Raw genomic sequence first — 22,480 nt, forward strand, 5'->3', positions numbered from 1 at the left:
AAACCGATTCTTCATTTCGTTCACTCCTTTTATGGTGGCGCTTACACTAGTATTAATTATTTTTCTGCTTTTACAAATGTAGAATAACATATAGAAATAAATAAATATAACGTTATGATGTTTAGGTTTAAAAAAAGATAAAAAGCGACCAATAGCCGCTGGTTTTTATCTTTTCTTGAATATATATGTCACTTTTGTTAATTCTTCCGATATGCTCCATAGTTTTCCCGCTACTTCCGGTTTAAATAAAACATCTCCCATCATATCTTTTACAGGATATCCTTTTTTAGCATCTTTTCCGTCTGGCCCAATATACGTCCCGCCTTCTATTGATTCAGTGGCTGCATAAAGAGTAGGCAGCGCACCCATTTCTGCAGATTGACTAAATAGCTTGACTAAAAATTTTAACAAGCCGTTTGGTTCTTTACCTGAGCCGCGCGATAATAGGTTTGTATTTGAAATACCCGGATGCACAGCCGCACTAATTGTCGTTGATCCCGCAGCTTTTAAGCGGTTTTGCAATTCTTTGGCAAACAATAGGTTGGCGAGTTTACTTTGTCTATAGAATTTCATTGGGCTGTAGCCTTTTTCTCCGTCTAGATTATCAAAATAGATTTCTCCAGAATTAGCCGCTATACTGCTTACCGTTACGACTCGTGAATGTGAAGTTGTCATTAGTATAGGAAGCAGCAAACCAGTAAGTGCAAAATGTCCTAAATGATTACAGCCAAACTGCAGTTCAAATCCGTCTTTCGTTTTACTGTGAGGAGGCACCATCACGCCTGCATTATTAATGAGAATATCCAAAGACGAGTATTGTTGAAGAAATTGATTGGCGAAATGCCGAATAGAGTTCGAGTCACTGAGATCTAATGACATAATAGTCAATTTAGCATTCTCGTTAGCCGCTTTAATTTTCTGCCCAGCTTCTTTACCTTTTGCCTCATTACGTACAGCAAGGATGATTTCTGCTCCGCGCGCAGCTAGAGCCTTTGCAGCTTCAAATCCAATCCCACTGTTTCCTCCCGTTATAAGGGCTGTTTTTCCCGTTACATCAGGCATCTGTTCAGCTGTCCATTTTATTGTCATATAGAGCTCTCCCTTTCAGCTATAGCTGTTTTTCTAGAACGTAGCAAGCGTCTCAGTCACACTAAATTTTACGTTTTTTTTATCTGAAACCTTAAAGTTTTCTTTCCTTAAAAATCAATGTATGTATAAATTATACTTCCATCAAAACAAAAGGAACAAGCTTTTTCAAAGCTCGTCCCTTTTACATGTTTTTATGTGGTACGCGGCGATTCGTAGCGTCCAAACCAGTCGTACCGGTTTGTAGATATCCATTTGTATAGCGGACTGAACGCTTTTTTCATCAATGGTAAATGCAGAAGTACACCGATTGGAAATGTAAGAGGTAAAACAGCCAAAAGCCGTCTAACCGTTTCAAACCCTGCTAGTACTTCACCTTTTTTGGTCACCATATGAATTTGGTCATACAAATCTCTTCCTTCTTCTTTCAAATAACCATAATCCGTTCGTTCAATGTATTGAACTGAAATCCACTGGATTTGGTTCGTCCAGTCCAACGCTTTAATTATTTTTTTGACGTTGTAACATAAAGGACATTCCGCATCGAAAAATACTTTGTGCTTCATTGTTTCCACCTTTCTTCCTTTGTTTCCTTTTCCTTAGTCTATAAATACCCTTTTCTCCTTTTGAATAATCGCTATTAAGAGGCGATTCTTATTTAGCTTGGCTTTAAAGCAAACATTTTTTGCGGGATTTCTTTAATGAAACCATGCAAGAAGCTAGGAATTTTTTATAAAATATCACTTTTTTGGTTTAAAGCACTAAAAACATGTTAGAATAGATTTCATATTGATTTAAAGCACTAGATGCACGCATTTAGTCACATACTAAAAAGAACTAAATGAATCGAATGATAAAAGGTAAAGGGAAGATCTTCCTAAACTTATCATGAAAATAGGTTTATAAATTACGAAGAAAAAAGGAGGAACAGGTGATTACTTTTATCCATTTCATATAAGCTTTATTTACGTAAGGATGTGTAAACGATGAAAAATAAGTACATGCTGTCAGCTTCAGGTATGTATATTAACTACTTTCTACTTGGCATGGTAAATATTATGCTTGCATCAAATATGTCATTTTTGACAAAACAATTAAATACGGATGGTGCCGGAATCAGCTATATTATTTCTGCTATCGGAATTGGAAAATTGCTTTCGTATTCTCTAGCAGGCATCTTGTCTGATAAATCCGGACGAAAGCCTTTGATTATTGTTTCGTCTCTAACAATGGCTATTTTCTTAATTGGCATTCCGTTATCGCCGAATTATCAAACTGCCTTTATCTTTGCTATTATCGCTGGTATTGCAAATTCCGCTATGGATGCTGGAACGTACCCTGCTTTGATTGAAGTCTTTCCTAAATCTTCAGGTTCAGCCAGTGTTCTCGTAAAAGCATTTATTTCAGCTGGCGCGGCACTTCTTCCGTTTATGATTGCCTTTTTTGCGGACCGTGATTTGTTTTATGGGTATGCTTTTTTCCTTGCGGCCCTTATTTATTTACTAAATATGATTTTTATGCTCAAACTGCCTTTTCCCAATCATAAACGCCAACAGAGTACAGCTCAACAACAAAATACAGCAGAGAATAAATTCATCTCTCCTCCTAAAATGAAACAAGAAGGAATTGCTCTTATTGTGATTGGGTTTACTTCTACAGCGCTATTTACAGTGGCTCAAATTTGGCTCCCTACTTATGGTCAACAAGTATTGGGTATGGCTGAAAGCAGCTCCGTTCGCCTTTTAAGCTACTACAGCATTGGAGCTTTAATCTCTGTTTTAGTATTAGCCGTATTATTAAGCAAAGTACTTCGCCCTGTAACGGTTATTCTCATTTACCCAATGATTACCCTTATCGCTGTACTTACGCTTCTGTTTGTTAAAGTACCTGCTATTGCAATTGTAGCTGCTTTTTTCATGGGATTTTCTACGGCTGGGGTCTTTCAATTAGCAATTACTGTTATGACCGATCTTTTCTGGAACAAAAAAGGAACAGTTACTGGAATTGTAGCGACCGCTGCTGGGCTAGCTGCTATTTTATTGCCTTTAGCAACAGGACTCATGTCCAAAACGGGACATATTTCAATTATCTTTATTTTTGATGCGATGCTTTCAGTAGTAGGTATGGCAGCGGCTGCCTTTGTTAATTACCGCTACCGTAAAATTTTAAATAAAAATCGCAGCGAACAAATTCAAGAGACAGCATCATAAAAAAAGCCTTTTCTCTTCTTTGATAGAGAAAAGGCTTTTTAACTTTTCAGCTCATTTCCTCAGCTGATTTTTGTTTCATAAATAGGAACATCACACCTGAAATAATCGCAAAAACAGCTAAAATATAAAAAGTAGAAGGCAACGGAATCACGCTAACTAGTGACCCCATAGCTAAGCTGCTGACAACTGCGGAAGTTTGTATAGCTGTCATATATGCCGTTGTGGCTAGTCCAATTTGACGTGGGGCCAGTGACTGAGCATACACCATTCCAACTCCCATTGTAGCGGATAGAATAAAGGCATAAAATACTTGAAGTGCAATTAATCCACTGAGCGGTAAATGAAGACTCGTTAAAACAAAATAAAGCACTTGGCAAGCAATTCCAATAATAAAGAATCGTTTAACTCCGATCTTGTCAGAAAAATAGCCCCCTAACGGCATAAATACTAATTCAAAAACAGACGTAACGGTAAAGAGAATTCCTACAATGGAAACAGACTGCTTCAACGTATCCGTTATATATAGTGGCAAATACATAGAACGTCCGGAATCACCCGCAAAAATAAAAAGAGCTGCTACAAATACAGCTATTAATACAGAAGGTATACCAGCTGACGCTTTTGAGGATGCATGAGCTGAAGGTTGAAGCATACTGTCTTCTTTAAGCGCAAAAAGAACCCACACTAAAGTTGCCAGCGATAACAACCCTGATAGTAAAAACAAAAGAGCATACCCTCCGTGGTCAATGATTAAAGCACCAAACATAGGTCCAAAAATATAGCCTTGTGAAAAAGCCATTCGGATGGTACCGGTAATCGTACCTGCCTGCGATTTGCTTTCTTCTTTTTTAACAATAAAATCATTCAGCAGAGCAAAGAAAAAGGAAAACGCATTAAACCCTCCTATAGCAAGCAAAATGAGTGCTATTGTATAAGAATGCGTAAATGCTAACGGCACTCTTGAAATGGTTCCAATCAGTAACGCCCAAATAATAAACGGCTTTCGTTTCCCCCATTTGTCTGACAAAGAAGCTAAATAAAACGAGACAATTAAACCAATAATGCTCATTGGGACAAATAAAAACCCTGCTTGAAACGAAGTCGCGTGCAATGTATTTGTTGCCCAAACGGTTAAATAAGGCATAAAGCCGCCAACAGACAATCCGATAATAAATAATGAAATAAAAATCGTTCGAAAATCTCGGTCTGTAAATACAATCTTTATGCCTGACACAAACGAATTTTCTGCATTCGGCATGAAGTCATTTCAATCCTTTCTATCTAACTGTCAAACGTTCAATTTCTACAAAAAAACGCACCTTTCTTTAAGAAACTGTAGAAGAAAGGTGTGTAAATGAAGCTTATTTTCCGATTTGTACAGCGATTTTTTCTTTTTGTTCTTCCTGATTGATCAGCTCTTTAAATTTAGTTAAAAGAGGTGCTTTTAATTCTTCATCTTTTAACGCAAAAGCAAGGGTCGTAAAAATAAAATCTAATTTTTCACCTGCATCATAACGTTCACCTTCAAATTCGTAAGCGTAAATAGAACGGTCTATATTCATACGCTGAATAGCATCCGTTAGCTGAATTTCCCCGCCTTTTCCAGCTTCCTGCGTTTCGAGGTAATCAAAAATGTCAGGTGTAAATACATATCGTCCAATAATGCCTAAATTAGACGGAGCTTCTTCAGCTGACGGTTTTTCTACAAAACCATTCACTTCGTATAACCGGTTTTTGTTTGTTTTTGGATCAATAATCCCATAACGGTGAACGGAATCTTCCTCTACGCGCTGTACGCCGATAACGGATGATCCCGTTTGGTTATACTGGTTAATCAGCTGTTTTAAACAAGGCTGGTCTGGGTCTGTTAAGTCATCTCCAAGTAAAACTGCAAACGGTTCGTTTCCAATGAACTGTCGAGCGCAGCTAATGGCATGACCAAGGCCCTTCATTTCTTTTTGACGAACGTAATGAATATTTGCTAGTTCAGAGATATTTTCGATTTCTTCTAATATTTCGGTCTTTCCCTTTTGATGAAGCAAGTGTTCTAGTTGAATATTATGGTCAAAATGATTTTCAATCGCTTGTTTTCCATTCCCCGTCACAATTAAAATATCTTCGATTCCTGATTTTAAGGCTTCTTCTACAATAAATTGAATAACAGGCTTATTTACAATTGGAAGCATTTCTTTTGGGATAGATTTTGTAACCGGTAAAAATCGAGTGCCTAAACCTGCTGCTGGTATAACTGCTTTTTTTATAGTCTGCATATTATTTACTCCTCCCTTTTAGTTATCTAGCTGTCTTACATCTATTACGCTTTAACAGGCACCACCTTGAAAATCTCTTTAACTCCTTGCTTGTATCCTCCCGCCGAGCGAAGTGATTCTCCAATTTGTTGTGCATGTTGTTTATATGTGTCAGTGGTAAAAACGTCGTTAACTGTATTTTTAATTAGTTCAGCAGATATGTTGTTTTTATCTAATTTCACACCTGCTCCTAACTCCTGCACGCGATCGCCAACCATAAATTGATCTACCGCCATTGGAATAACGACAAGCGGCGTATCGTAGTACAAACCTTCACTACTGCTGTTCATTCCGCCGTGAGTAATAAATAAATCCGCGCGTTTTAAGATTTCTAGCTGCGGCACGTATTGTTTCACAACGAAGTTTTCTGGAATATGTGCTAATTCTTCAGGTTTTGTATTTTTACCAATAGATAAAATAACTTTACCCTCAAAATCTTTTAATGCTTCTACACACAAGTTGTAGATTTCTAGCTGCTGATTAAAAATCGTTCCCATAGAAACGAAAATAATTTTTTCAGATTCATTTTGTAAGTAAGAAGGATCCTCAATATCCAGTCGTTTAACAATGGAAGGACCAATAAACTTGTACTCACTTGTAAATTCAGATACGTTTGGCTGAAAGAATTCTGACGTGAATACTAACGTAATATCTCCTGGATTCGACATAATGTCCATGGAATCTTTTAATCCAGTATTATATTGATTGTTGAACTTATTTAATGATTTTTCGAATTGAGGATAAAAGGAAGATTGTTCCGGATCTGTTTGACCACTTGGCATCATACAAGTTGCTAACTCCTTATTTAACGCAAATGTTGTACAAAGAGAAACTTTCGGAAGTTTAAGAAGATCTGCCACAGCGGAACCTGCTAAAAGGTGATAATCGTAAAGCACATAATCATATGTTTCATGTTTTGTTTCACTCATAATTTTACTGATAATATTTTCAGATTCATTTAAAAATAAATTCATAATTTCATAGCGGTCATAAGACTCTTCTTTTGTCATCCGGTTGCTCATATCTAGACTTGGACGAAAATCTTCGTATTCACGAAACGCCGCACCTGATTTTCGAATTTTTTCAGCATAGTCTTCAATGCCATAATAGACGACCTTTTCCCCTTGAGCAATCAATTCTTTTACAATTCCTAAAGAAGGATTTACATGTCCTTCACCTGGAAAGCCTATTACTAATACATTTCCCATATCGTCCATTCCTTTCAATTAGTTAATAATTAAATGACTTAATTTTTAATTTAGTGAATTTATTGTACAGAAACTGAATTTACTATAAATTATCTTTACCGTAAAGTCATTAAGCGTTTTCAACTAAAAAAAGGTTAAATAGGCTCATTTTGGAATATAGTTATAAATTAACTCAACAAAAACAAATATTGTAAAATTTATCTTGTTTGCAAATAGATGTATGCGCTTCATTAGGATGCAAATAAAAAAACACACCTCGCTAAATCAAGCGTGAGGTGTGTTTTTTTATTTAAAAATTGTATAACTTCCATATATCTGATGTTTCTGAACCGATATACCAAGCTGCCGCTCCGCCTAAATGATAGTCCTTAATCAAATTAACTCGGCGCTGCATAGATGCTTTGTCTTCAAGCCATATTTGATGCTTTGTACCATTTTCCGTGTATTCTACATAGTACTGTGAGGCTTGAATATCCCATTTTTTAGTCAATTTTTTAGCAGAGATAATAGCTTCGGCTTCTTTCATCGTTAAATCTTTTGTAACAACTTTCTTGGTCGATAAGTCCGTTTTCCATTCTCGTGTATAAAAAGGAACTCCCAAAAGGATTTTATGTGCAGGTACATCTTTCATAAGAAGTTCTGTTCCTTCTTTCACCCAAGGCAGAGAAGCAACAGATCCTGGAACCTGACTTCCTCCCCAGTGTTCTTCATATCCCATCATAATGACGTAATCTGCCACTTGCCCAATCTGTTTTCGATCAAAACTTCCCGACCAAAACGGATCATTATTTTCTCTTGTTACGTCCACTGAAACGATCATGTCATGAGGCTTTAACGCTGCTTTTAATTCTTTAATAAATAAAACAAAATCTTGTTTGTTTTTTATATTAATATTTTCAAAATCAACATTGATGCCGTCGCTGTTTGTTTCCACGAGCGAACTTTCTACTGACGATACAAGCTTTTGACGCTTTGTTTTGTTACTTAGCACATCATTTGTAAGCACATCATCAAAATTGTTGCCAATAAGCGGCCAGACTTTTTTGCCGTTTTTATGAGCTGTTTGAACATATGATGCATTTATGGAAGATGAAACAACTTTGTCATTCGACTTTAGGGTAAACCAACGCGGTGAAACAACGTCTAAATTTTTTTGCTTCATCGATTCTGTGTAGCCTGCTGTTTTTTCATTAAAGCTCCATCCCATAACTACAGGCTGATGCTTCTTCTGCACTAAATCAGATTTTTTGATCCAGCCCTTTTTTCCTTCCAGAAGCTGTACTTGCACATAGTAATCAGGAATAACAAGCGTTTGTCCTGGCTCAATATTTGTTGATGATAGCTGATTTAACTTTGTTAATTCATTCGCTTTTACACCATACTTTAGAGAGATTTTCCAAAGTGTATCTCCTGGTACTACTTTATGTAACAAGCCTTTTAGTGGTATTTTCAGCGTTTGCCCTGGAGTCAGCTCCGTCGTTTTTAACTGATTTTGTTTTATTAGATCGCTGACTGTTACACCGTATTGCTTAGCTAATAGCCATAGTGTATTTCCTGGCACTACCGTATGAGTGATAGCTTGAGCTGCATCTCCAGCTTCAGATGAAATAACAGGAAATTCTTCGCCTTTTTTCACTGTATGCATAACAGAAGAGTGTAAGGAAGGAGAATGATACACGTTTACGTTATCATCTTTGACAGTTCCAACTGAAGAAGCAGCGGCTTCTTTACTCATTGGCGCCAATCCTCCACTGAAAAGACAGAGAATAATTAGGCTCATACATATTTTCTTCATTTTATAATCTCGCCTCCCCACTTTTTGACATCACCTGTCTAGTTTACTACTCCTATAAGATAGAATCCTAGAGGTACATTGTGGTAAAGGGACCTCTGTGTATACATAAAACGCAAATGAAAAAGCTTACCGCCCCGTGACGATAAGCTTTCATTTCTTATGTATTTCCCACTACGTTTTGATCATTAATATCCATATCAATTGTATTAGCGGTACTGGCACTGCTTGTAATATTCATAAAATTCCCTGTGTTCCCGCTACCAGAACCGACTGTTGTAAAAGCTGTGCTTTTTGGCTTAATAGCTAGATAATCACCAAATTCCACTGAAGATGAAACCAATACATTTGAAATATTTACGACTCCTACTACCGATGGCATCTGCCTCTCCCCTGTTCATTATCCATCTGCTACATGATATGAACTAAAAGCAAAAAAGTAGCTTTTTCCTTTTTGAAATTTTATTAAGGATCAATTCGTTTATACCTTGATTCTGCAAACATGTATACCCCGTATGCCATAAGACCGATTGATACGATAGCCAGCAGGACAGACCCAAAAGGACGCTGAGCCACTTCAGCAAGAGCTCCATCTAACCCTTTCGTTTCGTCTGGATCCGCTTGAAGAGCTGTGCGAATAAGAAAGAAACCAATGATGCCAAAGACGATACTTCGAGCGATGATGCCCACTTTTCCAATATGTCCACTCCATCGCCACTCTTCTTTTGACATTTCGTTTTTCTTTAATTTTTTTAGAAAGCGGCCTGAAAGAGCCCAGTATACTTGTCCTATACCAAAGATAATAATACCGATACCTGTAAGCGCAATAATCGTTTGCCCAAATGGGTAAGATAAAAGCTTGGCAGATACCGTTTGATAGTGCTTGCCTGACGTATGAACGTGAGCATGAAGCAAAATTTTTACCGAGCTTACACAAAGACTAATATAAAACGTGGCTACAACTAAATAGCCTAGGCGAGTAAAAACGCCTTTTACTCCATGCCCGACATGGTGCGGGTCAAGAATAGCAGAGATGATTTGCCAAAATGCATATCCACTTAAGCCCACTGCCAAAACAATTAAAATTAAAAATCCGAACGGCTGCTTTGCAATTGTGTGTAGGGCTCCCTGAGAAGTAACTAAATCGCCTTTTAATCCGAAAGCTGTCTGAATCGCTAATATACCGATGATAAAATAAACAACGCCTTGAGCCACATGACCAAACCGTGAAAAACGCACGACAAATGGCTTAGTGCGTTCTTTTAAGCGATGTAACTTTCGACCGAACGTATCTTTTTTAACAAATGGAGATTCACCCATACGTTTCCTCCTGCTTTTTGAAAGCAAACTTTTTTATAAAACACCTGAAAATAAGCGAGCGAACGACTCTTTCGAACGTTCTACTAAGCTTCGCTTGTAAAATGCTACTGGTTTGATCAAATGACTGTCTTCAATATCTTCTTCATAATTTTTGATGAGTGTTTGAATTGTCTCTCCCTCAATTAAAAATGCATTAACTTCAAAGTTAAGATGAAAACTTCTCATATCCATATTTGCGGTGCCCACTGAGGCCATATCTCCATCTATAATCACAATTTTTTGATGTAAAAATCCTTTTCTATACGAATATACTTCGATTCCACAGCGAAGAAGTTCCGCAAAATATGACCTCGTTCCATACTGAGTCAGAAAGCCGTCATTAATTTCCGGTACCATAATTCGTACCTGTACACCTTTTCTAGCCGCAATACGAAGCGCGGTTCTTATAGCTTCATTTGGCACAAAATACGGGGTTGAAATCCAAATCGATTTCGTCGCACTTGTAATCATAGTATAGTAATAATCACTCATATTTTCCTGCGTATCTGGCCCTGTCGCCACCACTTGCACAAAGCCTTCCCCTTCGACAGGATGAGGTTTTGTATATGCCTGATCGTTAATTAAGCATTCTCTAGAAACGTATTCCCAGTCGAACATAAAAATCGAATGCAACGTTTGCACAGATTCACCTTTTAGCATCAGATGAGTATCTCTCCAAAAACCAATTTTTTTGTTTTTTCCTAGATACTCATCACCTACATTTAATCCCCCTACAAACCCTACTTCCCCGTCAATTACGACTATTTTACGGTGATTCCGAAAGTTGAATTTTTGATTGAAGAATCCATACTTAATGGGTAAGAAAGGATGCACTTTAATGTTTGCTTTCTTCATTCGCCTAATATCTGAACCCGATAACGTAAAGCTCCCCATTGTATCGAATGTAAAGCGTACTTCTATACCTTCGCTTGCTTTTTTTATTAAAATATCAATGATTTCTTTTCCTAAGGAATCTGAGTGAAACATATAGTATTCCATATGAATAAAATGTTTTGCTGATTGCAAGTGCTTTTTAATCTCATTAAACGTTTCTTGCCCGTTTTTAAGGACGTAGGTTTTTGTATGAACATTCATCTTTGTCAAAGATACACATTGAAGATACTGAGCAAAGTAACGCTGATGAGATTGAAGCGACGATAGATCGGGAGTTGTTTCTTTATCCGCCATCTTTCTAAGCATCTCTCGATTATGCATACGCTTTTTTTTGAACATATGTCCTTTTAAATATAGCTGTCCCGAATACAAGTAAAAGAAAAAACCTGCAACTGGGAAGAAAAAGAGGACATACATCCAAACCAACGTGCTTTCGGGCGTTCGATTTTCAAGCATAAGTGAATACATACAAATGAAAATGATGACACCATATAATCCAACTAAGGTATACTTCCAATAAACATCAATAGAGGTAAAAAAGAAAGCATAAATTGAAAGTAAAATAATAAATAAAAAAATAAAGTCCAACCGGCGTTTTTTCATAAAAACTCTCCTAAAAACAAACTGTATTGTATCACTTGTCTATCTTTTATATGAGGTAGTATATGGAATACACAAAATTCTTATCATACACAAAGGATAAAATGTACATATATTTACACAAAAAGCAGTTTAGCTGCTTAAGCAACTAAACTGAACTACTTTAGACAAGCATCATTCATATACTTATACCCTGGATGGTAAAACAAAAAACCTCCCTATGATGGAGGTTTTTTCCCTGGTTCTTCAGACATAGCCCGTTTATTATCTTGTGTAACCGGACTCTTTTTCTTTTTTAGGCCACACGAAGTTAGAAAGGGATAATAATAAATCAATTCCTACAATAATTGTCCAAAATTCCACTACGTTTTGTAATACGCTAGTCTTTCCATTTGGTACTATATACATCATTGCCGCTAAAAGAGTTACCCCAATAGCGTAAGCCACAAGATGCTGTATCCATGATTTAAAATAATGCTTTGCATATTCCTTTCCATAGCGCTTACGAGGTTTTTCTGCGTTTTTCATCACATAATATTGAAAGCGTTCGTCTGCCCAGTGGATCATACTTTTTCCAAAAGCAATTGAAATCCCAATATAAACGGCTGCAATAGAGTGAGCATAGGTTGCTTTTGCGCCTCTATAAAGATCCACGCTCGTCACAATCAGAAGAAAAAAGTCTACAACAGGTGTTAGAGCTAAAATAAAAAAACTGAGTCTTTGTTTTTTAAATATATACCTTGTTGCTAATCCCCAAATAATGACTACCCAAAAAGCGATTTCACATCCAATAATCATCCAGGCTACTAAATTCAAATAATCCCCTCTCTTCCTCTTATTCAATGAATAGGCACTGGTTTTTAAATAAAAAAATTTTTTTACACAAATTTATTTTTATGTATATCTATCCTGCTTCATAACCCAGCCGCTTATTTCACCCGCAGCTGGTTACTAAGATTCATTGAGCTGTATGTATTTGCTAGGCGGATTTTCTGTATCGATATCTATAATACTCCCAGCTCATTCCTATAGCTATTCCAATCGAATAGGCTAGTATATCACTCCATAAGAAACCATACCCTAGAATGAGCCCTCCTAGCGTAGTTTTTCTTATGTCATCAATCCACGAAGTGTGATACAGCTGTGTAAATTCAATGAAGTAGCAAAACATTATAACAAATATACCAATCACTTTTATCTTCCAGGTTGGAAACAAAAAACCTGCTCCGACAAAAATCATTAAGGCCCATAAAGAATCACCTGCATATATATTTACGACGTGAGGAAGATACGCGGTAAGTTTTCTTGATAAGAGGCCTACACCCATGATAATAATAGTTAGAAGAAAATATATCCATCTATTTCTTTTATTCATTTCAAACTCCTTTTTCTTCTTAAACGCTCATATGATTCACCTTACGCACTCAATAACAATAAGACTTCACTATGCAATTTTATCAGAGCCTCAGACGCTGAAATACCTCTTTTTTTCAATTTTTACAACTTCCCCCTACGTATATATGACAACTGTCATAGTTTCTATATGACACGTATGTCTTAAATAGTCAGAAAAATCCCTTTATACTGATGATAATATACGGTGATGAAAGGAATTTCATATGACTATACAAAAACAAAAGAATTTACGAAAACAAGTTGCACCTTTTGAAAAAGCAGTAATGAAAGACAGCATAAGACAATTGATTAATACTTTTTTACCTTTTTTCGCACTATGGTTTCTTGCTTATGAAAGCCTTTCGATTTCTTATCTTTTAGCATTTCCGCTAACTGTGATCGCGGCAGGTTTTTTAGTAAGAATATTCATTATTTTTCATGACTGTTGTCACTACTCTTTCTTTAAGAGTAGAAAACACAATAAAATTCTCGGAACCATTACAGGTGTATTAACGATGTTCCCTTACAGTCAATGGGGACATAGCCATGCTATTCACCATGCAACTAGCAGCAATTTGGATAAAAGAGGTACGGGTGACATTTGGGTGTTAACCGTAACCGAATATAAAGAAGCTTCTATTTGGAAAAAAATCGCTTACCGTATCTACCGCAATCCGTTCATCATGTTCGGCGTGGGACCTATATATGTATTTTTAATTACAAACCGATTCAATCGAAAAAACGCGAAGAAAAAAGAAAAAATGAATACGTATCTTACAAATGTATTGATTGTTGCATTAGCAGCAGCGACCTGCTGGCTGGTAGGTTGGCAGGCTTTTCTATTAATTCAAGGGCCGATTTTCTTCATTTCAGGTTCAATTGGAATTTGGTTATTTTACGTACAGCATCAATTTGAAGATTCTTATTTTGAAGAAGATGAGCACTGGGATTATGTAAAAGCAGCCGTGGAAGGAAGTTCATTTTACAAACTTCCAAAACTATTGCAGTGGCTAACAGGCAATATCGGATTTCACCATGTACATCACTTAAGCCCAAGAGTGCCTAACTATAAGCTTGAAGCTGTTCATCAACACACACAGCCTCTTCAAAATGTACCAACCATTACACTTGCGACAAGCCTTCGCTCTCTTCGATTCCGCCTATGGGATGAAGAAAACAAAATGTTCGTGAGCTTTAAAGAAATAAAAACACGCTCTGCTGCACCAAAAGCAAGCAGAATTTCATCTCAAACAAAAGCAGAACTTTAATAAAACAGTCAAGCTTTCAAAAGCTTGACTGTTTTATCTATTCATCTAAACTAGTTTCATTCTACTTTGTGGTAAACTAATAGTGTACTTTAACAAGTAAACGAGGTTCTTTATGAAAAAATATACGTTTTTCCAAAAAATCACTGGGCTATCCCCTTATATATGGACGGTATTTGCGATTTTACCATTTTATTTTATCTTACAGTCTTCATCGATGAATCACATTATTCTTGGTTCGTTACTCACCATCTTATTTTTTATTTTCTATCGTTTTGCATTTGTTTCAACAGATAAATCAGTTTACGTATGGACGGCTTTGTTAATCGCCATTTCATTAGCCCTAACAACTATTTTTAATTATATCTACTTTGCCTTTTATTTTGCTTTTTTTATCGCTTATTTTATTGGAAATATCCAAAAACGACTCGCTTTCTTCACTTTATATGCTGTTCATTTAATTAGCACCGTTATTTCGGTAAACTTTAACGTTGTTATGCAAGAAGAAGTCTTTTTAAGACAGCTCCCTTTCATTTTTGTGATTTCCATTAGTGTAATTGTACTGCCATTCAGCATTTATAACCGGAAGAAGCGAGATCGGCTGGAAGAACAGCTTGAAGATGCAAATAAACGTATTTCTGAGCTTGTAAAACAGGAAGAACGCCAGCGTATAGCTCGCGACCTGCACGATACGTTAGGACAAAAGCTGTCTCTTATCGGTCTAAAAAGTGATTTAGCAAGAAAACTTATCGCAAAAGATCCTGAAAAAGCAAAATCAGAATTAAAAGATGTGCAGCAAACGGCGCGCACAGCTCTTAATGAAGTAAGAAAAATGGTTTCTCAAATGCGTGGAATCCGCCTTAGTGAAGAACTAAAACGCGTTCAAGAGCTTTTAGAAGCTGCCGAAATTAAGTTTGTAGGAGAAGAGGCTATTTCATTAGAAAATGTATCATTGCTAATTGAAAATATTCTTAGTATGTGCTTAAAAGAAGCAGTAACCAACGTGGTGAAACATAGTCAAGCTACCGTTTGCACGATTACTTTACATCAGTCTGCAAAAGAAGTAGGCATAACGGTAGAAGACAATGGAATAGGTATTAATACGAAAAAAACCTGCTGGAAGGGAAACGGTCTTTTAGGAATGAAAGAACGGTTGGAATTTGTAAACGGTCATCTTGATATCTCTAGTCAAGGAGGCACGATTATTCATATTACAGTTCCAAATATAGTAAAACATATTAAGGAGGAACAATTATGATTCGAATTGTCATTGCCGAAGATCAGCAATTGATGTTAGGTGCTCTAGGCTCTTTGTTAAATTTAGAAGATGACATGGAAGTTGTCGGAAAAGCTTCAAATGGTGAACAAGCGGTTTCACTTGCTAAGCAGCATCAGCCAGATATATGCGTAATGGATATCGAGATGCCTCTTAAAACTGGGCTTGAAGCTGCGGAGGAACTGAAAGATTTAAACTGCAAAGTCATCATTTTGACAACGTTTGCTCGCTCCGGCTATTTTCAAAGAGCTTTGAAAGCAGGTGTAAGTGGATACTTACTAAAAGATAGTCCAAGTGAAGAACTTGCAAATTCAATTCGAAGCGTGATGGCAGGCAGACGCCTCTATGCTCCAGAATTAGTGGATGACTTATACAGTGAATCTACTAGTCCCCTTACGGCTAGAGAGAAAGAGGTATTAGCTTTAGTAGCTGATGGAAAAAACACTAAAGAAATTGCTGACGAACTTTCTATTAAAACTGGAACGGTGCGTAACTACATTTCTACCATTCTGGACAAACTCGAAGTAAAGAATCGCATTGAAGCTATTACTCGCTTTAAGGAAAAAGGCTGGTTCAAATGAAAAAAGCATGCATCAAACAGAGATGCATGCTTTTTAATCATTTGGCAACTTATCGTAACCTAATTTGTCGATGATCACAACATGCTCAGGGAATTCATCAAGCAGCTGCTGTTTTGTGAATAATTCAAAGTCGCGGAAATCAAAACCTGGTGCGACCATGCATCCAACTAGAGAAAACGTATTCTCATTTGCGACAGAGGAACCAAAAATGGTGTCTCTTGGAACTAAAAATTGGGGAACTTCTCCATTTTCTAAGTTTGTACCCAGTTTTACTTCTTGGTAGGTTCCGTCTCGGTAAATAATATGAATGGTTAAAGGGCTTCCCTCGTGGTAGTACCATAGTTCATCTGATTGCAGCCGGTGGAAATGTGATACATCTTGAGACCTTAATAAAAAGTAAATACTCGTATATAGAAATCGTTTATCATCAAACTGCGATGACACTTCTTTATCAGAAATTTCATCATTAGAACGATAGGTTTGTTTATAAAACCCTCCTTCTGGATGAGGCTGCAGCTCGAGCTTTGAAATCCAGTGTTCCCACTTATGTAAATCCATTACGTTCCTTCCCTTCCTTTTTTTCTTTTATCATTAACTATATCATAGTAAACCATTCTTTCTAACACAACAAACGGCTTCATTATTCCATTAGGAAAAATGAAGCCGCTTACCACTGGTATCTTACCATTACATCCTACCCTTTCTGTTAGCACAGTTATATCTATACCTACGAGAATGGCAGCGATGAAATAAATATGTCATATACAAATCTAACTGAAATCGATCTCCCTCAATGAAATATTGAATCGGCTGTTTTCTACCTTGATAAATTTCCGCAGATGAACTCTGCTTAAACGGGACAATATTCATCTCTTTTCCCCCTCAGACAGATGTATTTTTTAATGTAACTGTTGATGGCAAACGTAATATTTTTTGATAAAAGTAAGGGCTGCCTGTGCATCTTGAATACCAAGCTTTTTACAGACACCAGCTAACATTAGCAGTTTGTACATAACTAGCTTTTGATTATTTGTTGCCAGCACGTAATAAACAATCGTATTAGCAACTGCCCGCGGCAATCGTATTTTTTTTAATTCATATAACGCAGCAGATGAAGACATGCCTGCTTCGTTTAAAATCTGCTCGGTTGTGTATGTCTCCAAATAGCGAGCAAGCTTTCTTTCTTTTTCATTAAATATACCTTTAGAATCGTTCATTTTCTCTCCCTCTGTTATTTTAATAATCCATTAAATCCTGCATTCATTAACCATAATGCAATAGCGCCCCCAGATAAATAAGTGCCTAGATAGAATACTAATTCCATATACCTCCCTCCCATTTCTATCTTATCTCTTCATCTCTCTAGCTGCAGTGATATTCATCACAGGTAAAAAGTATATTGCCAAGTCACCGAACAGCCCCGCAAAAGAGCCCGTGAGAAAGGTCTCACGAGCTGCTTAGTTAGCATTTTTTATTTTCGGATAAAACGTTTAAAAATCATAAAAATCAATAATACAACCACAATAACAAGCAAAAATTTCAACATCAGTTGTCCATCCCTTCAAATCAATAAATCATCTTTCATTAGTAAGTAGTTACCCTCTTTTGTTGTTGATAAACTGCCTACCTACTTATTTGATGCCAAAAATTATATAATAGTAGAAAATCAGCCCTACAAGTAAAGCATAACAGGAGTATAACCATGACTGACTACCTTGAAACATTTCTGCTTAAACATTTAGAAGCAGCAGAGCTTATTAGCATTGTCTTGAACATTCTTATTAGCATTACTGGCGTATTTCCAAGCGCTCCCCTTACATTTCTGAACGTACAATTATTTGGTTTTTGGAACGGATTTTTACTTTCTTTTATTGGAGAGGTTTTAGGTGTGACTCTCTCTTTTTGGCTTTACCGAAAAGGTTTCCGTACACTTGTTCATACAAAAACACCTTCTCACTCCAAGTGGCGAAAGCTACTGCATGTACAAGGGAAAGAGAGTTTTATATTGATTCTTTCTCTGCGATTACTTCCCTTTATCCCATCAGGACTCATTACATTCTTCAGTGCTGTAGGAAAAGGTTCCTTTGTGGTATTCATTTCTGCTAGCGCGCTAGGAAAAATTCCAGCGCTTTTTATTGAAGCTTATTCGGTTTATCATATTTCCCAAGCATCTATTCAAGGGAGAGTCATATTAGTACTTTTATCTATTATCTTGCTTTTTTATATAATTAAAAAATGGAAAGAAAAAGCTTAACGGCGTATAAAAAGGGAAGACTATCTAAAAATAAGCAAAATCCTTCTTTTATATAACGGAAATAAGATGGCGTATTGGAGATGATTGATTGGCTTTTCTAATAGTTGCTGGAAGTATTATTTTTCCTATTTTGATGCTCTTTTTCTCATTAAAATGGAGAGTGGCAGAACTAGTTTTTAATACGTTAGCCCTTCTTTCGGCGCTAGTATTTGGAAATATAGCTGCTGCTTCTATCTATCATATCTTAAAAAATCATACTGTTTTTATGACGAGCATTCATGCAATCTTTTTAAATCCAGCTTTTTTGTTAACCGGTGCGTACCTTGGAATCTATGTACTGTATAAATTATTAGGTCTGACCTTAAATCTAAAACAGCGTACTATGTAAAGATAGTACGCTGTTTTACAATGCAGTTTATTTTATAATTCCAGTTGGTATACATAGAGGTGAACCATCAACCGGATTCTGAATGATAGTTGATGATAAATTAAACACATCTCTTATCATTCCTTCTGTAAATACTTGAGCAGGAGAACCTTCTTTGTAAATCTGACCGTTTGAAATACTGATTAAATGATCCGCATAGCGAGCTGCTTGGTTTAAATCGTGTAAGACCATCACAATTGTACAATTTCTCTTTTGATTTAAGGAACGAAGAAGTTCAAGCACTTCAATCTGATGAGCTAAATCTAAATATGTCGTAGGCTCATCCAAAAGCAGAAGCTCCGTACCCTGTGCCAATGCCATTGCAATCCAAGCCCTTTGACGCTGTCCTCCAGATAGCTCATCCAATGTGCGATGACTTAAATTAGACAGTTTGGTTGCCTGTAAAGCCTCCTCTACAATTTGATGATCTTCAGCAGAATAGCGAGCAAATAAGCCCTTATGAGGATGACGACCATAATAGCATAGCTCTTTTACTGTTAAATCTTCAGGAGCTTCAGGAGCTTGAGGCAAAATAGCCAGTTTTTTTGCTACTTCTTTTGATGAATGACGATGAATATCTTTTCCATTTAAATAAATACATCCTTCTGTAGGCTTTAATAAACGGGCCAATGAACGAAGGATTGTTGACTTTCCGCAGCCATTTGACCCAATGATGATGCTTATCTTTCCTTCTGGAATGTAAAGATCAATATTGCGAATAATTGAAGTTGAATCATATGATAGCGAAAGTTTTTCCGCAGTTAATTTTGTCATTACTGCTCCTCCTTTCCTCTATTATTTTTTTTGTTCACGGCGCAGTAAATATAGAAAATAAGGGGCACCAATAACGGATGTTATAATTCCAGCGGGAATCTCAACGGGCGGTACAATCCCTCTTCCGAGACTGTCAGCAATTAGCAGGAATAAAGCACCTACTGCTGCTGAAACTGGTATCAAGAATTTCGAACGGCTTCCTACTAGCCCCCTACCAATATGAGGAGCGATTAAACCAATAAAACCAATTGACCCAACCACAGCTACAGATAACCCTGTCAATATTACAGCCATACTCAGTAGCGTATAACGAACGTATTTTGTTCGCTCTCCTAAGCCAACTGCAATCTCATCTCCTAAGTTTAAAATGTCGAGCTTGGATGCAAATATAATAATAAAAGGCACAAGTACAACACAAGGAATTAACATCCAAAGTTCACTCCAGCCCCTTCCCCATAAACTTCCTGTGAGCCAAAGGAGAGTTGTATTCACGTCATCTGGAAACTTAATCATAAAATACTGAATTCCAGCCTGACAAATTGCTCCTAAAGCTACCCCAACTAAAGCCAGCGTATGAGGTTTAGCTCCTTGAGAGTGGGAAAACACCATAAGTATAACAGCGATGACTGCTGCTCCTAAAAAAGCTGAAAGTGGCAACAGAAGCATAGAAGCAGTTGGAAATACAATTAAGATAAAAACCGCGAATAGTCCCGCTCCTTTTGTTACACCGATAACGTCGGGAGAAGCCAAAGGATTTTTTAATATTCCTTGCAAAATAGCTCCTGCTACTGCTAAAGCCGCACCTACAACAATAGCAATGAGGGTACGTGGAATACGATAATTCGTTAAGATAAATGAACTTTCTTGAGAACTCCCAATTATTTGCTGAAAGATTTCTGTAGGGGAAATATAAACGGCTCCTACCCCTAGACTAATTACAGCCGTGATTATTAAACCTAACAATAAGATACTTAACATTTGATAAGGGTGTTTTCTTTTCATTGCTTGATATTCCTCCCTTTTCTAGCAAGGTATAAAAAGAAAGGAGCTCCAATAAGAGCTGTTACAATCCCTACTGGTGATTCAAAAGGATATGCAATGAAACGAGACAGTACATCAGCATAAACAAGCAGTATAGCTCCTAATAGAGCTGAAAAGGGCAGGATTCGCTGGTAGTCTCCCCCCACCAATTTCCTAGCTATATGAGGTACAATGAGACCTACAAATCCAATTGGTCCGGCAACGGCAACAGATGCACCTGCAAGCATAATGACAAGTATACCTGCAAAAAAGCGAATCCATTTTACCTTTTCTCCTAACCCTGTTGCCATATTTTCTCCTAATACTAGGATTGATATAGAACGAGATGATACAAAAGCTAGGAAAAGGCCGAGAAACGACCAAGGTAAAAGAATTTTTACATGAGCCCAGTCTTTCCCGTTAATAGAACCTACAAGCCAATACAAAACGTCCGTAGCTTGTTCATTTAACACAATTACTCCTTGAGTAAGCGAAGATAAAAATAAATGCACAGCCATTCCGGCAAGTGCTAGTTTCACATGAGTTGTCTTTCCGCCCGATGCGAACAAATAAACCGTTATTCCTCCTAAAGCTGCTCCTAAAAAGGCAATATAAACAATTGATTGAGAGGTAAGGTCAGGAAATAAAATAAAAGCTATTACAATCGCTAATGAAGCACCCGCATTTACCCCAAACACTTGGGGGGAAGCAAGCGAATTTCGTGTAATAGCTTGCATCAATGCTCCAGCAGCTGCCAAGCTGGCTCCAATAAGAGCTGCCAGCACAGCTCTTGGCAACCTGAGCGTCTGTACGATTGTTGTCTGCTTAGAGTCATTAGGAGCAAAAATTGCTTTAATTACTTCTGTAAAGCTAACCGCAGAAGATCCCACAGCCACATGCAAAATCATTCCGATGATTAACAAGCAAACACTAGCTACCAACACAATGTATTTATTTATTTTTTGCTTTTGGGCAAGATTTGTCATTTCCAACACACTTTCTACAGTTTTCTTTTCTAAACAAATAGAAGCAAGAATAGAATACCTATTCTCGCCTCTTTGTCAGATTCCGTTATATTACTGCTGCTTATTGTTTAGTAACTTAACCGTATCTTTTCCAATTGCCTCAGCTGAAATTACCCCTCGGAATCTTGTCCATAAATCACGGTCTACTACAAACACTTTATCATTTTTAACAGCTTTTAAATTTTTCCAAAGAGGATTTGTTTTCCATTCATCCGTTACAAGTTTGCCTTCGTTATTTGCTAGGATTAAAATATCTGGATTAATGTCTGACAACTGCTCTAAATTCATTTCAGCATATGCTTCTTTGTTTTGCACAGCGTTCTTCAAACCTAGCTTTTCAAGGAACTCTCCGTCATAAGAAGAAGACGTATGCGCTTGGAAGGAAGTGTCTCTGACAACTGCTGGTAAGACTGTCTGACCACTTTCTTCTTTTAACTCACTTTTTAATTTTGAAATCGTTTCTTCGTGCTCATTTAATCGCTGTTCTGCTTTTTTTTCTTTTCCTACTGCTTTTGCAATTGTTTTAAATGAGTCTATATTTTCTTCATATGTAGATTCACGGCTTTTTAATTCGATTGTAGGGGCAATTTTGTTTAATTCTTTATAAATTGCTTTATGACGCTGCACATCGGCGATAATTAAGTCCGGCTGCAGGGAACTAATTACTTCTAAATTCGGCTGTTGACGTGTTCCTACTGAAGTATAGTCAATCTTGCCACCTACGAGTTTTTTTATCATATCTTTTTTGTTGTCGTCTGCAATCCCTATCGGCTTCATTCCTAACCCTTGCAGAGCATCCACAAAGGATAGTTCAAGGACAACTACTTTTTTGGGATTTTTAGGAACTTTCGTTTTTCCAAGCTCATGCTGAACAGATACCTTTTGATTATTACCTGAATTTTCTTTTGAAGAATTTTGATTTGACCCGCATCCTGCTAGAGCAAATAAAATAGCAACAATAGCAGCTATACTGACAAGTCTAATCTTTTTAACTTGCTTCATTTT

At 36.9% G+C, this 22,480-nt stretch carries 23 protein-coding genes; 6 read left to right on the top strand and 17 right to left on the bottom strand.

The window, feature by feature from the left end; translation table 11 throughout:
* Window positions 1–165 precede the first annotated feature (165 nt).
* Window positions 166–1,089: an oxidoreductase gene (locus ACLHDF_RS09000; RefSeq protein ID WP_413918536.1), complete on the bottom strand. Its 924-nt coding sequence runs from the start codon at window positions 1,087–1,089 to the stop codon at window positions 166–168.
* A 191-nt stretch (window positions 1,090–1,280) separates the two neighbouring features.
* Window positions 1,281–1,652: a thiol-disulfide oxidoreductase DCC family protein gene (locus ACLHDF_RS09005; RefSeq protein ID WP_413918537.1), complete on the bottom strand. Its 372-nt coding sequence runs from the start codon at window positions 1,650–1,652 to the stop codon at window positions 1,281–1,283.
* Between the two features lie 420 nt (window positions 1,653–2,072).
* Here ACLHDF_RS09005 and ACLHDF_RS09010 point away from each other — a divergent pair, with 420 nt between their 5' ends.
* Window positions 2,073–3,296 (top strand): MFS transporter, encoded by a 1,224-nt coding sequence (locus ACLHDF_RS09010; RefSeq protein ID WP_413918538.1) that lies wholly within the window; start codon window positions 2,073–2,075, stop codon window positions 3,294–3,296.
* Window positions 3,297–3,342: 46 nt separating this feature from the next.
* Here the strand turns inward: ACLHDF_RS09010 and ACLHDF_RS09015 are convergent, their stop codons facing one another.
* From ACLHDF_RS09015 to ACLHDF_RS09055, 9 genes are all read right to left on the bottom strand, one after another.
* Window positions 3,343–4,554, bottom strand: a complete 1,212-nt coding sequence (locus tag ACLHDF_RS09015) for an MFS transporter (RefSeq protein WP_413918539.1) — start codon at window positions 4,552–4,554, stop codon at window positions 3,343–3,345.
* A 103-nt stretch (window positions 4,555–4,657) separates the two neighbouring features.
* Window positions 4,658–5,566: a UTP--glucose-1-phosphate uridylyltransferase GalU gene (gene galU / locus ACLHDF_RS09020; RefSeq protein WP_413918540.1), complete on the bottom strand. Its 909-nt coding sequence runs from the start codon at window positions 5,564–5,566 to the stop codon at window positions 4,658–4,660.
* A gap of 44 nt (window positions 5,567–5,610) precedes the next feature.
* On the bottom strand, window positions 5,611–6,813 hold the full coding sequence (locus tag ACLHDF_RS09025; protein ID WP_413918541.1) for a macrolide family glycosyltransferase: 1,203 nt from the start codon (window positions 6,811–6,813) through the stop codon (window positions 5,611–5,613).
* A 289-nt stretch (window positions 6,814–7,102) separates the two neighbouring features.
* The gene (locus ACLHDF_RS09030; protein ID WP_413918542.1) at window positions 7,103–8,548 is read right to left on the bottom strand and encodes a LysM peptidoglycan-binding domain-containing protein; all 1,446 of its coding nucleotides are present in this window, start codon (window positions 8,546–8,548) and stop codon (window positions 7,103–7,105) included.
* A gap of 217 nt (window positions 8,549–8,765) precedes the next feature.
* Window positions 8,766–8,987 carry a spore germination protein gene (locus ACLHDF_RS09035; protein ID WP_413918543.1) on the bottom strand — a complete coding sequence of 74 codons (222 nt, stop codon included), beginning with the start codon at window positions 8,985–8,987 and terminating at the stop codon, window positions 8,766–8,768.
* A gap of 83 nt (window positions 8,988–9,070) precedes the next feature.
* Complete coding sequence (locus tag ACLHDF_RS09040) at window positions 9,071–9,925, bottom strand: DUF1206 domain-containing protein (RefSeq protein WP_413918544.1); 855 nt, start codon at window positions 9,923–9,925, stop codon at window positions 9,071–9,073.
* A 33-nt stretch (window positions 9,926–9,958) separates the two neighbouring features.
* Window positions 9,959–11,461, bottom strand: coding sequence for a cardiolipin synthase (gene cls / locus ACLHDF_RS09045; RefSeq protein WP_413918545.1), 1,503 nt, complete (start codon window positions 11,459–11,461; stop codon window positions 9,959–9,961).
* 261 nt (window positions 11,462–11,722) lie between these two features.
* Complete coding sequence (locus ACLHDF_RS09050) at window positions 11,723–12,274, bottom strand: hypothetical protein (RefSeq protein ID WP_413918546.1); 552 nt, start codon at window positions 12,272–12,274, stop codon at window positions 11,723–11,725.
* Between the two features lie 163 nt (window positions 12,275–12,437).
* Complete coding sequence (locus tag ACLHDF_RS09055; RefSeq protein WP_413918547.1) at window positions 12,438–12,833, bottom strand: DUF2809 domain-containing protein; 396 nt, start codon at window positions 12,831–12,833, stop codon at window positions 12,438–12,440.
* A gap of 244 nt (window positions 12,834–13,077) precedes the next feature.
* On the opposite strand from ACLHDF_RS09055, the gene ACLHDF_RS09060 reads away from it, so the two are divergent.
* The 3 genes from ACLHDF_RS09060 to ACLHDF_RS09070 all read left to right on the top strand — a co-directional run bounded on the left by ACLHDF_RS09060 (window position 13,078) and on the right by ACLHDF_RS09070 (window position 15,975).
* Entirely contained in the window at window positions 13,078–14,121 is a 1,044-nt protein-coding gene (locus ACLHDF_RS09060; protein WP_413918548.1) for a fatty acid desaturase, read from the top strand.
* A gap of 112 nt (window positions 14,122–14,233) precedes the next feature.
* Window positions 14,234–15,376: a sensor histidine kinase gene (locus ACLHDF_RS09065; protein ID WP_413918549.1), complete on the top strand. Its 1,143-nt coding sequence runs from the start codon at window positions 14,234–14,236 to the stop codon at window positions 15,374–15,376.
* Window positions 15,373–15,975: a response regulator gene (locus ACLHDF_RS09070; RefSeq protein WP_413918550.1), complete on the top strand. Its 603-nt coding sequence runs from the start codon at window positions 15,373–15,375 to the stop codon at window positions 15,973–15,975. The genes ACLHDF_RS09065 and ACLHDF_RS09070 overlap by 4 nt, the downstream gene beginning before the upstream one ends.
* 33 nt (window positions 15,976–16,008) lie before the next feature.
* Here ACLHDF_RS09070 and ACLHDF_RS09075 read toward each other — a convergent pair whose 3' ends face one another.
* Both ACLHDF_RS09075 and ACLHDF_RS09080 read right to left on the bottom strand, forming a co-directional pair.
* Window positions 16,009–16,533 carry a cupin domain-containing protein gene (locus tag ACLHDF_RS09075; protein ID WP_413918551.1) on the bottom strand — a complete coding sequence of 175 codons (525 nt, stop codon included), beginning with the start codon at window positions 16,531–16,533 and terminating at the stop codon, window positions 16,009–16,011.
* A 341-nt stretch (window positions 16,534–16,874) separates the two neighbouring features.
* Window positions 16,875–17,192 carry a hypothetical protein gene (locus ACLHDF_RS09080; RefSeq protein ID WP_413918552.1) on the bottom strand — a complete coding sequence of 106 codons (318 nt, stop codon included), beginning with the start codon at window positions 17,190–17,192 and terminating at the stop codon, window positions 16,875–16,877.
* 485 nt (window positions 17,193–17,677) lie between these two features.
* Between ACLHDF_RS09080 and ACLHDF_RS09085 the strand changes: the two genes are divergently transcribed.
* Together ACLHDF_RS09085 and ACLHDF_RS09090 are read left to right on the top strand one after the other, a co-directional pair.
* The gene (locus ACLHDF_RS09085) at window positions 17,678–18,229 is read left to right on the top strand and encodes a TVP38/TMEM64 family protein (RefSeq protein WP_413918553.1); all 552 of its coding nucleotides are present in this window, start codon (window positions 17,678–17,680) and stop codon (window positions 18,227–18,229) included.
* Window positions 18,230–18,317: 88 nt separating this feature from the next.
* Window positions 18,318–18,617, top strand: a complete 300-nt coding sequence (locus ACLHDF_RS09090) for a transposase (protein ID WP_413918554.1) — start codon at window positions 18,318–18,320, stop codon at window positions 18,615–18,617.
* Window positions 18,618–18,644: 27 nt separating this feature from the next.
* Here the strand turns inward: ACLHDF_RS09090 and ACLHDF_RS09095 are convergent, their stop codons facing one another.
* From ACLHDF_RS09095 to ACLHDF_RS09110, 4 genes are all read right to left on the bottom strand, one after another.
* Window positions 18,645–19,430, bottom strand: coding sequence for an ABC transporter ATP-binding protein (locus ACLHDF_RS09095; protein WP_413918555.1), 786 nt, complete (start codon window positions 19,428–19,430; stop codon window positions 18,645–18,647).
* 21 nt (window positions 19,431–19,451) lie between these two features.
* Complete coding sequence (locus tag ACLHDF_RS09100; RefSeq protein WP_413918556.1) at window positions 19,452–20,432, bottom strand: FecCD family ABC transporter permease; 981 nt, start codon at window positions 20,430–20,432, stop codon at window positions 19,452–19,454.
* Complete coding sequence (locus tag ACLHDF_RS09105) at window positions 20,429–21,436, bottom strand: FecCD family ABC transporter permease (protein WP_413918557.1); 1,008 nt, start codon at window positions 21,434–21,436, stop codon at window positions 20,429–20,431. The genes ACLHDF_RS09100 and ACLHDF_RS09105 overlap by 4 nt, the downstream gene beginning before the upstream one ends.
* 90 nt (window positions 21,437–21,526) lie before the next feature.
* A complete protein-coding gene (locus ACLHDF_RS09110) occupies window positions 21,527–22,477 on the bottom strand; it encodes an ABC transporter substrate-binding protein (protein ID WP_413918558.1) in 951 nt (316 codons plus the stop codon).
* Window positions 22,478–22,480: the final 3 nt, after the last annotated feature.

Source organism: Priestia megaterium, from assembly GCF_046599315.1.
Classification (GTDB): Bacteria; Bacillota; Bacilli; order Bacillales; family Bacillaceae_H; genus Priestia; species Priestia megaterium_F.

What these genes read in the sequence shown, in the direction of transcription:
- ACLHDF_RS09000 (WP_413918536.1), bottom strand. Translation starts at nt 1,089, where the DNA reads ATGACAATAAAATGGACAGCTGAACAGATGCCTGATGTAACGGGAAAA.
- ACLHDF_RS09005 (WP_413918537.1), bottom strand. Translation starts at nt 1,652, where the DNA reads ATGAAGCACAAAGTATTTTTCGATGCGGAATGTCCTTTATGTTACAAC.
- ACLHDF_RS09010 (WP_413918538.1), top strand. Translation starts at nt 2,073, where the DNA reads ATGAAAAATAAGTACATGCTGTCAGCTTCAGGTATGTATATTAACTAC.
- ACLHDF_RS09015 (WP_413918539.1), bottom strand. Translation starts at nt 4,554, where the DNA reads ATGCCGAATGCAGAAAATTCGTTTGTGTCAGGCATAAAGATTGTATTT.
- galU (WP_413918540.1), bottom strand. Translation starts at nt 5,566, where the DNA reads ATGCAGACTATAAAAAAAGCAGTTATACCAGCAGCAGGTTTAGGCACT.
- ACLHDF_RS09025 (WP_413918541.1), bottom strand. Translation starts at nt 6,813, where the DNA reads ATGGGAAATGTATTAGTAATAGGCTTTCCAGGTGAAGGACATGTAAAT.
- ACLHDF_RS09030 (WP_413918542.1), bottom strand. Translation starts at nt 8,548, where the DNA reads ATGAGTAAAGAAGCCGCTGCTTCTTCAGTTGGAACTGTCAAAGATGAT.
- ACLHDF_RS09035 (WP_413918543.1), bottom strand. Translation starts at nt 8,987, where the DNA reads ATGCCATCGGTAGTAGGAGTCGTAAATATTTCAAATGTATTGGTTTCA.
- ACLHDF_RS09040 (WP_413918544.1), bottom strand. Translation starts at nt 9,925, where the DNA reads ATGGGTGAATCTCCATTTGTTAAAAAAGATACGTTCGGTCGAAAGTTA.
- cls (WP_413918545.1), bottom strand. Translation starts at nt 11,461, where the DNA reads ATGAAAAAACGCCGGTTGGACTTTATTTTTTTATTTATTATTTTACTT.
- ACLHDF_RS09055 (WP_413918547.1), bottom strand. Translation starts at nt 12,833, where the DNA reads ATGAATAAAAGAAATAGATGGATATATTTTCTTCTAACTATTATTATC.
- ACLHDF_RS09060 (WP_413918548.1), top strand. Translation starts at nt 13,078, where the DNA reads ATGACTATACAAAAACAAAAGAATTTACGAAAACAAGTTGCACCTTTT.
- ACLHDF_RS09065 (WP_413918549.1), top strand. Translation starts at nt 14,234, where the DNA reads ATGAAAAAATATACGTTTTTCCAAAAAATCACTGGGCTATCCCCTTAT.
- ACLHDF_RS09070 (WP_413918550.1), top strand. Translation starts at nt 15,373, where the DNA reads ATGATTCGAATTGTCATTGCCGAAGATCAGCAATTGATGTTAGGTGCT.
- ACLHDF_RS09075 (WP_413918551.1), bottom strand. Translation starts at nt 16,533, where the DNA reads ATGGATTTACATAAGTGGGAACACTGGATTTCAAAGCTCGAGCTGCAG.
- ACLHDF_RS09080 (WP_413918552.1), bottom strand. Translation starts at nt 17,192, where the DNA reads ATGAACGATTCTAAAGGTATATTTAATGAAAAAGAAAGAAAGCTTGCT.
- ACLHDF_RS09085 (WP_413918553.1), top strand. Translation starts at nt 17,678, where the DNA reads ATGACTGACTACCTTGAAACATTTCTGCTTAAACATTTAGAAGCAGCA.
- ACLHDF_RS09095 (WP_413918555.1), bottom strand. Translation starts at nt 19,430, where the DNA reads ATGACAAAATTAACTGCGGAAAAACTTTCGCTATCATATGATTCAACT.
- ACLHDF_RS09100 (WP_413918556.1), bottom strand. Translation starts at nt 20,432, where the DNA reads ATGAAAAGAAAACACCCTTATCAAATGTTAAGTATCTTATTGTTAGGT.
- ACLHDF_RS09105 (WP_413918557.1), bottom strand. Translation starts at nt 21,436, where the DNA reads ATGACAAATCTTGCCCAAAAGCAAAAAATAAATAAATACATTGTGTTG.
- ACLHDF_RS09110 (WP_413918558.1), bottom strand. Translation starts at nt 22,477, where the DNA reads ATGAAGCAAGTTAAAAAGATTAGACTTGTCAGTATAGCTGCTATTGTT.